The organism is Alteribacter lacisalsi (genome assembly GCF_003226345.1).
Classification (GTDB): Bacteria; Bacillota; Bacilli; order Bacillales; family Salisediminibacteriaceae; genus Alteribacter; species Alteribacter lacisalsi.
In genome coordinates this window covers 1,813,828-1,827,211 of the sequence record NZ_PDOF01000001.1, presented here as the reverse complement: position 1 = coordinate 1,827,211, position 13,384 = coordinate 1,813,828, and the positions used below count along the sequence as shown (strand labels likewise).

General features: G+C 47.3%; 15 protein-coding genes. 12 read left to right on the top strand and 3 right to left on the bottom strand.

The window, feature by feature from the left end:
• Positions 1-18 precede the first annotated feature (18 nt).
• The 6 genes from aroE to CR205_RS09085 all read left to right on the top strand — a co-directional run bounded on the left by aroE (position 19) and on the right by CR205_RS09085 (position 3,697).
• Positions 19-867 carry a shikimate dehydrogenase gene (aroE, locus tag CR205_RS09110; RefSeq protein WP_110518807.1) on the top strand — a complete coding sequence of 283 codons (849 nt, stop codon included), beginning with the start codon at positions 19-21 and terminating at the stop codon, positions 865-867.
• Between the two features lie 27 nt (positions 868-894).
• Entirely contained in the window at positions 895-1,188 is a 294-nt protein-coding gene (gene yhbY, locus CR205_RS09105) for a ribosome assembly RNA-binding protein YhbY (RefSeq protein WP_110518805.1), read from the top strand.
• Positions 1,189-1,200: 12 nt separating this feature from the next.
• Positions 1,201-1,776 carry a nicotinate-nucleotide adenylyltransferase gene (locus tag CR205_RS09100; protein WP_110518802.1) on the top strand — a complete coding sequence of 192 codons (576 nt, stop codon included), beginning with the start codon at positions 1,201-1,203 and terminating at the stop codon, positions 1,774-1,776.
• Positions 1,769-2,335, top strand: coding sequence for a bis(5'-nucleosyl)-tetraphosphatase (symmetrical) YqeK (yqeK, locus tag CR205_RS09095; RefSeq protein WP_110518800.1), 567 nt, complete (start codon positions 1,769-1,771; stop codon positions 2,333-2,335). Before CR205_RS09100 ends, yqeK begins: the two co-directional genes overlap by 8 nt.
• 258 nt (positions 2,336-2,593) lie before the next feature.
• Positions 2,594-2,950: a ribosome silencing factor gene (gene rsfS, locus CR205_RS09090; protein WP_110518798.1), complete on the top strand. Its 357-nt coding sequence runs from the start codon at positions 2,594-2,596 to the stop codon at positions 2,948-2,950.
• A 9-nt stretch (positions 2,951-2,959) separates the two neighbouring features.
• Complete coding sequence (locus CR205_RS09085; RefSeq protein ID WP_110518796.1) at positions 2,960-3,697, top strand: class I SAM-dependent DNA methyltransferase; 738 nt, start codon at positions 2,960-2,962, stop codon at positions 3,695-3,697.
• Between the two features lie 36 nt (positions 3,698-3,733).
• Here CR205_RS09085 and comER read toward each other — a convergent pair whose 3' ends face one another.
• Entirely contained in the window at positions 3,734-4,573 is an 840-nt protein-coding gene (gene comER, locus CR205_RS09080) for a late competence protein ComER (protein ID WP_268877407.1), read from the bottom strand.
• Positions 4,574-4,674: 101 nt separating this feature from the next.
• Here comER and CR205_RS09075 point away from each other — a divergent pair, with 101 nt between their 5' ends.
• From CR205_RS09075 to CR205_RS09065, 3 genes are all read left to right on the top strand, one after another.
• Positions 4,675-5,295, top strand: coding sequence for a helix-hairpin-helix domain-containing protein (locus CR205_RS09075; protein ID WP_110518794.1), 621 nt, complete (start codon positions 4,675-4,677; stop codon positions 5,293-5,295).
• Between the two features lie 77 nt (positions 5,296-5,372).
• Entirely contained in the window at positions 5,373-5,945 is a 573-nt protein-coding gene (locus CR205_RS09070) for a ComE operon protein 2 (RefSeq protein WP_110518792.1), read from the top strand.
• A 94-nt stretch (positions 5,946-6,039) separates the two neighbouring features.
• Positions 6,040-8,343 carry a DNA internalization-related competence protein ComEC/Rec2 gene (locus CR205_RS09065; RefSeq protein WP_110518790.1) on the top strand — a complete coding sequence of 768 codons (2,304 nt, stop codon included), beginning with the start codon at positions 6,040-6,042 and terminating at the stop codon, positions 8,341-8,343.
• 86 nt (positions 8,344-8,429) lie between these two features.
• Here the strand turns inward: CR205_RS09065 and CR205_RS09060 are convergent, their stop codons facing one another.
• Positions 8,430-8,561, bottom strand: a complete 132-nt coding sequence (locus tag CR205_RS09060; protein ID WP_110518788.1) for a YqzM family protein — start codon at positions 8,559-8,561, stop codon at positions 8,430-8,432.
• Between the two features lie 682 nt (positions 8,562-9,243).
• Here CR205_RS09060 and holA point away from each other — a divergent pair.
• On the top strand, positions 9,244-10,269 hold the full coding sequence (gene holA, locus CR205_RS09055) for a DNA polymerase III subunit delta (protein WP_110518786.1): 1,026 nt from the start codon (positions 9,244-9,246) through the stop codon (positions 10,267-10,269).
• A 161-nt stretch (positions 10,270-10,430) separates the two neighbouring features.
• Here the strand turns inward: holA and rpsT are convergent, their stop codons facing one another.
• Positions 10,431-10,697, bottom strand: a complete 267-nt coding sequence (rpsT, locus tag CR205_RS09050; RefSeq protein ID WP_110518784.1) for a 30S ribosomal protein S20 — start codon at positions 10,695-10,697, stop codon at positions 10,431-10,433.
• A 173-nt stretch (positions 10,698-10,870) separates the two neighbouring features.
• On the opposite strand from rpsT, the gene gpr reads away from it, so the two are divergent.
• Both gpr and spoIIP read left to right on the top strand, forming a co-directional pair.
• Positions 10,871-12,001, top strand: a complete 1,131-nt coding sequence (gene gpr, locus CR205_RS09045; protein ID WP_110518782.1) for a GPR endopeptidase — start codon at positions 10,871-10,873, stop codon at positions 11,999-12,001.
• Positions 12,002-12,202: 201 nt separating this feature from the next.
• Positions 12,203-13,372, top strand: coding sequence for a stage II sporulation protein P (gene spoIIP, locus CR205_RS09040; RefSeq protein ID WP_110518780.1), 1,170 nt, complete (start codon positions 12,203-12,205; stop codon positions 13,370-13,372).
• Positions 13,373-13,384 lie beyond the last annotated feature (12 nt).

Genomic DNA, 13,384 nt, shown 5'->3' with positions numbered 1-13,384 from the left:
GAAGGAGTGATTCAACAGATGAAACTGCTCATGGGAGTTTTCGGCCACCCGGTGGCACACTCCATGTCACCTGTCATGCACAAGGCGGCACTGGGGGAACTTAATATAGAAGGAAGCTACGAAGCTTATGATATCGGACCTGAGGAATTGGAAGATGGCATAAAAAGCATGAAGTCCGAAGGATACAGGGGAATGAACATCACCCTGCCGCACAAGGTCGCTGTTATGGATCATCTGGATGCCGTATCCGAGGAAGCAGAAGCAATAGGTGCTGTTAATACCATCGTTAACGAAAATGGGAAGCTTACCGGCTATAATACAGACGGCCAGGGTTTTCTTGATTCGGTACTTGAACAGGTTGAGGACTTATCCGGCAAACGGGTACTCCTGATTGGAGCCGGCGGTGCCTCCAGGGCAGTGGCTGTGTCTTTTGCCCGTCACGGGGTGAAGGAACTGGCAATTACGAACCGGACGCTTTCAAAAGCCAATGAGATTGCTGTCCGCTGTAAAAAGTGGTGTGATTCAAGAGTCCTGCCGGCTACTATGGCGCAGGCGGCTTTTACCGGCTATGATTTGATTATCAATACAACGTCAATTGGAATGTCTCCGGACGTGAACAGGATGCCCATGTCGCTTGAAACGGTGAAACGGAATGCTCTGGTATGTGATCTTATTTATAATCCCGAGGAGACCCGCTGGCTGAGGGAAGCAGAAAAAAAAGGTGCTAAGACCCTTAACGGCATTGGAATGTTTATCAATCAGGGCGCCCTGGCATTTGAAATGTGGACCGGAAAAAAAGCACCACGGGAAGCGATGAAGCAGGCGGTGCTGTTCGAAATGAAAAAACAGCAGTTAAGTAATAAATGAACACTTTAATTTTGAAAGGAGATCATCATGACTCTCACAGGAAAACAAAAACGCTTTTTAAGGGCAGAAGCCCATCACCTTAAACCGATCTTTCAGGTTGGTAAAGCCGGTGTAAATGAAAATCTGATCACTCAGGTTGAAGAAGCACTCGAAGCAAGGGAACTTATTAAAGTAAGTATCCTTCAGAACTGTTTTGAAGATAAAAGTGAAGTAGCCGATGCTCTTGCAGAAGGAGCAGGGGCTCACAAAGTTCAGGTGATCGGCAGCACAATTGTGCTGTACAAGGAATCGGAGAACCAGAAGACGATTCAATTACCATAAGGGTGTGTCGTAATGGGAAAACGAGTCGGTATTCTCGGAGGTACATTTGATCCCCCGCATCTGGGGCATGCTGTCCTTGCTGAAACAGCCTACCTTTCACTATCTCTCGATGAAGTATGGTGGATGCCGAATCGGCTGCCGCCGCATAAAGAGAAAAAAAGCTGCACTACCGGCAGGGACCGTCTGGAGATGGTCTCTCGCGTCTGTGCGCTCCGGCCCTACTTCAAACTGAATACCGCTGAATTTGACCGTGAAGGCCCTTCTTATACTGTAGACACACTGGAACAGTTCCATGAACTGTTCCCCGATCACACTTTTTATTTTATCATTGGCGGCGATAGTATTGAGTCCCTTGAGGAATGGTACCGAATAGACCGGATTTGCGAGCTTGTTACGTTTACAGGCATGAGAAGGCCCGGATACCGGTCACGTCCGGACTGGAAGTATCCGGTCTCACTTCTTGAAGGCCCTGAATTTGACGTGTCATCAACCGGGATCCGGGAAATGGTTAAGAACAAACAGTTTCATTCTTTCCTCGTTCCTGAACCTGTGATGGCATATATGAAGGAGCACCGTCTTTATGAATGAACAGCAGGCTTTGGAAAGAGTCCGAAGAGAACTTAAACCTGTCAGATATGAGCATACGGTCCGCGTTACGGAATCAGCGGAAAAACTGGCCCACCGGTTCGGTGCTGATGTTGAAGCTGCCCGCATGGCCGCTATTCTTCACGATTATGCCAAATACCGGCCTGCAGGTGAGATGAAGCGGGCGATTCTCGGTACAGTCTGGCTCAGCGACGACTGGACCCGCTACGGTGATCCAATTCTTCATGCCCCTGCCGGAGCGGTTTTCGTAAAAGAGGAGTTGGGCGTCACAGACCGGCAGCTGCTGGATGCGATTGTCTATCACACTACCGGAAAGGCTGGTATGAGTCTGCTTGAAAAGATCATATATCTCGCGGATTATATTGAACCCGGCCGAACCTTTCCTGGTGTGGAGGATGTAAGAAAAGCAGCAGAAACTTCTCTGGACAAAGCGTGTTTCATGGCACTTGCGAACACCGTTACATTTCTCGTTAATAGAAGGCAGCCGGTTTTTCCTGACACTATACATGCATATAACGACCTTGCCGATAAAATAAAGTAATCTTTTCCAAATGATCTTCTTGTAAAGATGTGGTTATTCCGCTACAGGCGGATGCTTTCCGCGGGCATCGCTTCAGCCTTTTCGGGAAGAACGCCCTGAGGGGTCATTCAGTTGATACTATTCCCGCAGGAGTCGCCGCCTTCCGCTTCATTTAAGTCTTTAGAAAAGCAACAATATATTCGAAAACAGCTTTCCGGAACATTTTTTTCAAACCTGACGGAGTTCGATCCGTAATTAAAAGGAGGATTCAAATTCTTTATGAAATCAAAAGAACTACTAGACCTGGCGGTAACAGCCGCGGATGATAAACGGGCAGAAAACATTGTAGCCCTTGATATGGAAGGCATTTCTCTAATGGCTGATTATTTTGTAATCTGTCACGGTAATTCCCCGAAGCAGGTGGAAGCCATTGCCCATGAAATAAAAACGAAAGCTCAGGAAGCCGGCGCGGATGTAAAACGGTTGGAAGGGACTGATCAGGCCCGCTGGATTCTGATTGATCTCAATGATGTGATCGTTCACGTGTTCCACAAAGACGACAGAACGTATTACAATCTGGAAAAACTATGGGCTGATGCAAGAGAAGTAAATCTTGACCCTGTACTGAAGCCGTAGGTGAGGGAGATGCCATACGAACACTTTGCATATGTTTACGACCGGCTGATGGAAGATGCACCGTATGATTCCTGGACGAAGTATGCTGCTAAAAGACTGCCTGAGCACGCCAGACTTCTTGATGTGGCCTGCGGCACGGGAACTTTTACTGTGCGCATGGCTAAAGCGGGTCACCAGGTGACGGGGGTTGATCTGTCAGAGGACATGCTTGCTGTTGCCCAGCAAAAGGCGCTTGAAGAAGGACAGCAAATTACGTTTATTTGTCAGGATATGAAAAGAATGGAAGGGTTCTCAGAATTGGATGCGGTAACCGTATTCTGCGACGGGATGAATTATCTTCTGGACGAAGAGGAAATCAGAAATGCATTTACTTCATTTGCCTCGGCGCTCAAAGAAGGAGGAACGCTCCTGTTTGACGTGCACAGTTCCTTTAAGGTCGATTCGGCGTTTGATTACAAAGTTTATGCTGAAAACGGGGAAGAGGTCTCCTATATCTGGTATGCTTCACCCGGTGAATATGAAAATAGTGTTGACCATGACCTGACATTTTTTATCAGGAACGAAGACGGTACATACACACGTGTGGATGAAGCCCATACCCAGCGGACCTTTGACTCATCTATATACGCGTCCCTTCTCGATGAGTGCGGCTTTGATATTGTGGAGATTTCATCGGAGTTTGGAGAAAAAGCACCTGTTCATCATACTGACCGCATTTTTTTTCAGGCAAAAAAAAGAAGGAAATAATCGACTTGTGTCGAATAAAGAAAAGGAGCAGCCGGGTTATGTACCCCTGCGCTCCTTTTCAAGCTGTTTTTGAATAAAGTATTTATCTTCATCAAATTTTTCGTGCGTGCGTACGAAGAGTTTGTGGAACATATCCCCTGTTTCATCACTGAGTACCTTCAGTCCCTCACCAGTAACGCCTCCAGGGACCGTAACCCTTTTCTGCAATGTGGAGAGGGTAAACAATTTCTCCTGAAGAAGAGCGCCGTAGCCGATCAGCATATGCTCAGCAATGTGAGTAGCTTCCTTCCTTGTGATCTTCGTTTCTGCCACAGCAGCTTCAATCATTTTTTCCACTAAAAAGCTGATAAAAGCCGGTCCACAGCTGGCAATATCCGATGAAACCCTTGTAATGGCTTCGTCGATTTCAAGCGGAGCGGAAAAATTGGAAAAGAATGCATTCATTTCTTTTTTCTGTGCCTCATCCACATTCAACCCGTAGGTTACCAGTGATGCGCCCTGTCCGGCACGGTTAACGATGCTTGGCACAAACCTGACTGCCTTGCAGGTGATCATGCCCTCAAGCTGCGGTACAGAGAGTGGACTCGTAATAGAGATCAGCGTTTTCCCTTTTGTCAGATCGCCATTATATTCTTCCAGGATCGGTATCATCTGAAGCGGTTTGACGCAGAGAAAGACCCAGTCACACTTGCGGATCAGCGAACGCAGATCGGCTGAAACGGTTACGCCTTTATACTGTTCTGCGATTGCGCATGCTTTTTCCATCGTGCGATTATGAATGGTCAATTGAGCGGGCAGGGCTGCCTGAGATTCCAGAATTGCTTCGATGAGAATCCTCCCCATACTGCCGGTACCAATAATCCCGATTTTCCTCAATCGATGCCCCTCCTTTTCACACGTATTTTCCTTTCATTGTATGAACCCCTGAATGCGGATAGAACAGTGCCAAGCCAAATCGAAGCAGAGGAGCAGTGATGATGAAAATTCTTGATCGTTACAGGCCGGTCGTGTTTCCTGCTGCCATTGGGGCGGTTGTGATATTATTTCTCCTGTTTCGAGTATATTCAGGAGGCAGCGCATCAGACGTTTTGCTTGAAGAATGGGATGCTGCGGCAGTGAGTAATGACGCTTCTTTTTCTGAGGAGGCAGACTCTTCCCAGGAAATACAGGCGATCTATGTTGATGTGAAAGGCGAGGTGGCCGCACCAGGGGTTTATCTCCTGGAAGAAGGGATGCGTGTACTCGACGCTATTGAAAAAGCAGGCGGCGTAACTGAGAGTGGGGAAAGAGATGCGGTCAACCTGGCTCAGCGTGTGCACGACGAGATGGTCATATATGTTCCAGGAGAGGGAGATGAATTGACTGGTGTGACGGTTACGGCAAACCAGGGAAATGGCGATGATAGCAGTTTGAACGTCAATACTGCCGGACAGGCTGAGCTGGAAACGCTGCCTGGTATTGGCCCAGGAAAAGCCGGTGCCATTCTCGATTACCGTGAAGAACATGGTCCGTTTACTGAACTGGAACAGCTCATGGCCGTTCCAGGTATCGGGGAACGGACGTTTGAACAGCTTTCACCTCTGATTCGTCTGCGGTAAGCTGACTCCGGCAATTGACGAAGAGGGAGAACCTTGTCTAAACTAGGAGAGAACACCAGGAGCAAGGAGGAAAAAGAGTGGAACGAATTTCATGGCATCAGTATTTTATGGCCCAAAGCCATTTGCTTGCTCTCAGATCTACATGTACGCGCCTTATGGTGGGAGCAACAATTGTAAGAGATAAACGAATTATTGCCGGCGGGTATAACGGCTCGATTTCCGGTGGGAAACACTGTATAGACGAAGGCTGCTATGTGATTGATTCACACTGTGTCCGTACTATTCACGCAGAGATGAACGCTCTCCTGCAGTGTGCGAAATTCGGTGTGCCCGCAGCAGGAGCTGAAATGTATGTGACTCACTTTCCTTGTCTGAACTGCTGCAAGGCAATCATTCAGGCAGGAATCAAAAAGGTATATTTTGCAACTGAGTATAAAAATCATCCTTACGCAGTTGATCTGTTCGAGCAGGCGGGCGTCGCGGTAGAGCAGGTGGAACTGGAAGAGATGATTCTTGACACGCAAAATAAAGAAAAACTCGCTTTCACTGCAGGACTCTTGAATGAACTGGAAAAGCTCGGACTGGAAGAAGAAGAGCTTTACGAACTTAAAGAACAGGCGAACCGTCTGTATACCTCTACATCCAATTAAATGCTGAAGCCGCTTCTTTCCCGGTGGAGGAGGCGGTCCCCCTTTTAAATTCTCCGAATTACTTCCACTCCCCCCCGAAAGAAGGACTCCCTTTATGATCCGACCTTGGTTTCTCTGTGCTTTTATAACACTGGCAGCAGTTATGTGGGCTTTTGAAGGCGGCGCATTCTTTACATATGTCTTCACTGCAATTGCGTTTTTACTAACGTTTATTCACAGGAAGAAATTAAGTTTTTATTGGATCGGTTTTATGCTGTTCTGGTTTATAATGGTCATGTTTTGGACCGGGTTATCTGCTTCGGGAAACACGACGGTGTATACAGGGGATGTAACACAAATCAGGGGCACGGTCATTTCTGTTCCTTTGGAACGTCCCTCAGGAGTGAGGTTTGTGTTTAAAACGGAAGAAGGGGAAAAGATCCAGGCTGCAGTTCCTGTAATGATGGACGCCCCGGAATACGGGGACAAATGCCTCCTTAAAGGGAAGCTTGAACGGCCATCACCAAAATGGAACGAATTCGGGTTCGACTATCGCTTCTTTTTGCAGCAGCAGGGAATTGAATGGCTTTTTTATGCCGGCGAGTACGTGTGCGTCTCGGAAAATAACCTTATGGGAGTACTTTACAGATTAAGAAACAAGGGTCTTAGCGGGATCGAGGCACTGGCCGAAAACCAAAACGAAAAACGTGCAGCCGCAGTCATTCAGGCGCTTGTATTCGGTGAGAGGACGCTGATGGAAGAAAATCAGCGTGAGGCATATCAGATTATCGGTGTAAGCCATCTTCTTGCAGTATCCGGTCTGCACGTTGGTCTTGTCATCTTCCTTGTATTGTTTTTACTTCAGCGTGCAGGTGTGACTAAAGAGTCTTCCTTAACCGGAATTTTATTTTTTCTTCCCTTCTACATTGTAATGGCAGGCGGGGCACCAAGTGTGACCCGGGCTTCACTTATGTCGTTTGCCATTATTGCCGCACTTAAAATGAACATGCCGGTTAAACCAGCCGACACCATTGCTTTTGTATTTATTCTTCTTTTACTTTGGGATCCCTGGCTTCTTTATCATCTTGGTTTTCAGCTCTCTTTTCTCACCACGCTTGTTCTGATTCTCTCGGGACGGATTCTGAGCCGCCCTTCAGGCAGCATTGTCACTCTTCTGCGTGTGACCTTCCTCGCGCAGCTGGCATCTTTTCCTCTTATTGTATTTCATTTTCACGAATTTTCCCTCTTGAGCATCCCGTTTAATCTGATTTTTATCCCTTATATTTCATTTATCATTTTGCCTTTATCGTTGCTTATCACTTTCTCTCTAATGCTGTTTCCACTTTTGTCGAAAATGCTGTTTATTTTTGCTGCGGTTACCCTTGAGTGGTTCCATGAAGTGATGTTTTGGGTGAATGATCTTTCCCTGTTTCGCATCGTATTCGGGCAGGCCTCCCCTGTTATGGTTTTCGTCATGTATATTTCAGTTATAGCCTTTTTTACAGCCTGGGATCGTCTGCCTTTCAGGCGCTGTGCTCCCTTACTCTCGGCCGTCCTGCTAACCGCCCTCATTCAGCTCGCCCTTCCATATTTGAACAAAGAAGGAACAGTCACGATGCTGGACGTGGGTCAGGGTGACGCCATATTAATAGAACTGCCGTTCAGGGAAAAGGTTTACCTCATTGATACCGGTGGGTTCGTACCATTCAGTGACGGTCCTGTACCAGCAGGCCCTGGAGAAAGAGTAATACTTCCTCATCTTAAGGGGAGAGGCATTACGGAGATTGACAAGCTGATTTTAACCCACGGCCACGCAGATCATATAGGAGAGGTATGTGTATTGGCAGAAAAGATTAAAATTGGAATGGCTCTGTATCCGATTGGAGGGATGGACAGTCCTCTGGAGCGTGAGGTTTACGATTGTCTCGCTGATGCCGCGGTTCCGATTGTTAACGTTTCGGAAGGCGCAGTGTGGAACACAAACGGGGCACAGTTTCGGGTGTTATCTCCAAACGGAACAGAGAATACGGAAAACGACCGTTCCATCGTACTTCAGGGTTTAATGGGAGGACGGTCGTGGCTGTTTACCGGAGATATTGAAGAAGCGGCCGAAAGAAGAATCCTGCATGATTACCCTGACCTCGATGCTGATGTTTTAAAAACATCCCACCACGGAAGCAGCAGCTCCACAATACCTGAATTTGCGGAACTGATCAGGCCGGGAATTTCCCTGATTCCTGTTGGGAGAAACAACCGGCATGGACATCCTTCTGCAGAGGTGGTCTCAAGGCTGGCAGCGAATGGTGCGCGAGTGTACCGCACTGATGAGAAAGGGGACGTAAGCATCCGGTTTACGAGGGAAGAGGGTATAACAGAAGTGAAAGTTATGGTTGAGCCTGAAACGCAAGAAAGACAATGAGAGCCAAATAAAAACACAACGCCGGGAAAGCGTTGTGTGCAGGCTGGTGCTTTTTCGCTATGTAACCCGGGCGTGACAGGTGGTAATTACCAGATCAGATCAATAGCCTGGGCAACAACAAAGATTGTTGTGAAGAAACCGAAAACGACAACAAAACCGACAGCACTGTCAATGAAGTCATTTCGTTTCGTCTGTACATTCTTTTCGAATTCGTTCATCGTTATCCCTCCTGTATCACTAATTAGTATACGTGATCCTTTTTGAAAAATCCAGTATATATTGATGATATCATCAATCCTGTGTTTTGGCGGGCAAAGTAAAAAAAGATCGGAAAAAGCGCTATTTCAGGATTAATTTCATACACTTTCGACAGGTGCTTTTTACTTAGGCTCTGTTAAAGAGTATTGCTGATTGATTTACGCTTACTGCGCTCCCTTTCCGCGGGCACCGCTTCAGCCTCCTCGGGAAAAGCAACCTGCGGGGTAGTCAGCCGGCGCTGTTCCCGCAGGATTATCGCGAGTTCGCTTCAATCAACGATTTACAAAAATCAACACGGAACTTTAACAGAGCCTTTACTAAAACCGGCACTGGAGCACTGGAGCGAAAGGCAGTTTCTGCTATGTTTCTGTAAAGAGTTGTCACCTATAGTCACTGCGGGCATAGGATATCATAATTAACAGACAGAAAACGTTTGCTGTAATGCAGCAGAATACGGATTATCGTCACTATTCTTCATCCGCGGTGGAGACAGGTGGCGTTTATCATAAATGGGGAATGAACGAACGGCTTCATTCCCCTCTTACTTATGCGTTTACCCGGACGGTCTTTCTTTTACACCAGGTGAGGGTGGCTTCGTCATTTTCACATGTGGTAAAATAAGCGGGAGAGGAGCGGATCGGATTGTCGTATTTTGACATGCTGAAACATTTAAAACGGGAAGAACCATCCGGTCTTTATCTGCTCTACGGCAGTGAGGACTTTTTAATTTCGGATACACTTCAGCGGATTGTAAGGAAGTCGCTCAGGGATGAAGAAGTGGAGTTTAATCTCTCCAGATATGACATGAAAGAGACACCGGTGGAACTTGCGGTAGAGGAAGCGTACACTTTTCCGTTTATGGGGTCGCGCCGTGTCGTCATTTTAAAAGAAGCGTACTTTTTTACTGGAAGCAAGGTGTCATCAAAGGCGGAACATGACCTTAAGAAGCTTGAAGGCTACATACAAAATCCCGCGCCGGAAACGGTCCTGGTTGCAGTCGTTCCCAATGAAAAAGTGGATGAACGCAAAAAAATTACAAAGCTAATTAAAAAGCACGGAAAAGTAATGGAAGGCAGGCCGTTCGAGGAACGGGAACTGCTTTCATGGATGGATGAAAAGGTTAAAGAATACGGTGTCAAAATTGAAAAGAGTGCAAAAGAACAGCTCCTTGCACTTACGAGTTCCGATCTGATGCTCGTTACTTCTGAACTGAGGAAAATGGCGATTTATGCAGGGGAAGGGGAAACCATTACCCGCTCTATTGTGGACGAACTTGTGGCCAGATCCCTTGAGCAGAATATTTTCGCTCTCGTGGACGGTGTTGTGAAAGGCAGGATCGATCAGGCATGGCAGATTTTCGATGATCTTCTGAAACAGAAGGAGGAGCCGATCAAAATTCTCAGCCTTCTTGCCAGGCAGTTTCGGATTCTTTATCAGGTTAAACAGCTTTCCCAGCAGGGATATTCACAGAAACAGATGGCCGGACAGCTTAAGCTGCACCCTTATGCCGTTAAGCTTGCTGCTCAGCAGGCTGACCGGTTTGGAGACAAGCACCTACTTGGGCTGCTTGATGAACTGGCTGAAACTGATTACCGGATTAAAACGGGCCAGATCGAAAAAGTACTGGCAGTGGAGATGTTTTTGTCCAGACAGAAACAGAGAGCTTAAAGGGAACCGCAAAATGATAGTGGGCACAGCCCATGAAAAAGTCAGAACTACACGAAAAAACCGGAGGCTCTGTAGCCGTCCGGTTTTTTATGTACGCCCATTTTTTCAGAAAAATAAAATGGCATTCGCCGCGGAGGACGAACATGCCATGTTTATTTTCCTTATGCGTTTACGCCGTTAAGAAGTCGCTGAAGACGGGACTTTTGACGGTTCGCTGCATTTTTATGGATAAGACCTTTATCAGAAGCTTTATCTAGCTTTTTGGTTGCCACCAAGAATGATTTTTGTGCAGCTTCTGCGTCTTTAGCTTCTACGTATTTTTCAAAGCTTTTTACTGATGTACGAAGGTCAGATTTAAAAGCAGCGTTCTGTGCACGACGCTTTTCGTTAGTGCGACCACGTTTAATAGCAGATTTAATATTTGCCATGCCTTTCACCTCCCTGATGCAACCGTAATTCGTAAAGTACGTTGTTGGTAGTGTTTTTTTGTGTGCAACATAAAGGATTGTACCAAATGAGATTTTAAAAATCAACAAAAGAATGAAAGGAAGGCGGTTGGTTTATCCTAACCTTAAGTAAATTCTGATCAGAGGTGAAGGGAATGGAACAGCAGAGAGAGCTTGATCTAAGCAAGTACACTTTACGGACTGACCTGGCAGTGGAAGCCCATGAGATTGTTAAGGAGGAACAGCAGGGCGGACGGCCTGACGAAGATGCGCAGCAGCACATCGAAGGCGTGATCGTGAAAGAACGCCAGGAAGGCGACATCTCCATTACACGTGTGGATATAGATGAAACCGGGGCTGAGACAATGGGTAAAAAACCTGGCAAGTACCTGACACTTCAGGTGCAGGGCATCCGGAAAAAAGACAGTGAGCTTCAGGATCAGGTGGAGGAAGTATTCGCAAAAGAGTTCAGCCATTATCTCGAGGAGCTCGGAATCGGCAGGGATGCGAGCTGCCTTGTGGTCGGGCTCGGAAACTGGAATGTAACCCCTGATGCACTCGGGCCGATCGTGGTGGAAAACCTTCTGGTGACAAACCACCTTTTTGAGCTTCAGCCGGAGCAGGTGGAGGAGGGCTTCCGTCCTGTAAGTGCGATCACCCCAGGAGTTATGGGACTGACCGGGATTGAAACAAGTGATATTATTTTCGGTGTGGTGGAAAAAGCCAAACCGGATTTCATCATTGCCATCGATGCCCTCGCCTCACGTTCGATCGAGCGTGTGAACACCACTATTCAAATTTCTGATGCGGGCATTCATCCGGGGTCCGGGGTGGGAAATAAACGGAAGTCCATTGACAAGGATACTCTTGGAATTCCGGTTATCGCAGTAGGTATTCCGACTGTAGTGGATGCGGTTTCGATTACGAGTGACACAATTGATTACGTGCTTAAGCATTTCGGTCGGGAGATGAGAGAAAAAGATGATCCGAAACGCTCACTCGCTCCGGCTGGTATGAATTTCGGCGAGAAGCGGGAGTTGACTGAAGACGACCTTCCCGGTGATGAACAGCGTCAGCAGTATCTTGGTATAGTGGGAGGACTCGAGGAACAGGAAAAGCGGAAACTCATTTCAGAAGTCCTTGCCCCTCTTGGCCATAATCTGATGGTGACACCAAAAGAAGTGGATGAATTTATTGAGGACATGGGGAACGTGCTTGCTCTCGGTTTGAATTCCGCTCTTCATGGTGCCATTAATCAGGACAATGTGGGAGCCTATACGAAATAAAATAAACGATTTCTAACAACCCGGAGAGCAGCAAACTCCGGGTTGTTTTACTATGTTTGCAGATGAAAACAAAAATATAACGTATCGCATTCCCTGCCCGGCCTGACGAATGACGGTATGTGAGCTTGTCCGCTTTTGAAGTTCTGCCTGTCCAGGGTTGTGCATAGACTGTATCAAAAGGTTGGCAAGGGTGGTGGATGAATGAGGCAGGGACCATACAGACCGGCATTTAAAAGCCGGACAAGCAGTTTCAGAAAGTACCTGTTCACGTCGGTCACCGGCGTTCTTTCCATTTTTATGGCAGCTTCAGTGCTGACAGCATTCGGTCCGGGCTATGCACTAAGTTCAGCCTCTGTAAAAGATTTCAGTGAGCATTTGTCAGAAGAAGTGCTCGTGCACATAATGGGGACTGAAAACCGGTACTTTACCCAGGAGCTGGAGGATAACAGCAGGCCTCCACAGCTGTCTTCCATCGTGTTTGAACTGGCTACAAGCATCGACCCGGATGATCCAAGAAGCCTCCTTGCCCGGGAACTGCCCGGGATTGCATCTTTCGGCGGTGAAATCCTTGTAGCTGGTGAAGGAACCGACTTCACGACGATGCCGATGGAGTCGGCTCCCCCTCCAGAGGTAATGATGGAGGAGCGGGAAGCGGCAACGGAACGGCTGGAGGAAATGGACGAGATGAGGGAGGCAATTGCCGAGCTTACGGCAGGTAAGGATCCATCTAAAACGGTGCACATTATTCATTCCCACAACCGGGAGTCATTTTTACCGGAACTAAAAGACCAGACCATTCCACGTCATGAGGTTTTTCACGAATCAGTAAATATTACGCTGGCAGGTGAGCGTCTTGGCCAGGAGCTAGCGAAACGGGGAATCGGAAGCGTTGTGGATACATCTGATGTCACAAGTGAACTGAATACGAGAGGCTGGCAGTACGGCAAATCCTATGACATGAGCAGGGAGCTTGTTCAAGAGGCCATTGCCGAACATGAAGAACTCACCTTTTTCTTCGACCTTCACCGGGACAGTGTTCCCCGGGAAGTGACGACAGCGACCATAAACGGTGAAGTTTACGCCCGGACCTTCTTTGTCATCGGAAGGAACCACGAGAGCTTTGAAAAAAATAAAGCCTTGGCAGAAGACCTTCATAAACGGATCGAACAGGATTATCCGGGACTCAGCCGTGGTGTATTCGTTCCGGACAGTCCGGGAGCCAATTCATTATATAATCAGGATCTTTCTGAAAACTCCCTGATCGTTGAATTTGGGGGGATCGATAACTCCCTTGATGAAGTTTACAATTCAGTGGAAGCATTTGCTGAAGTATTTTCTCAATTTTATTTTGAGCAGGAAGGCGGCAGCTGACCGCTAATCCAA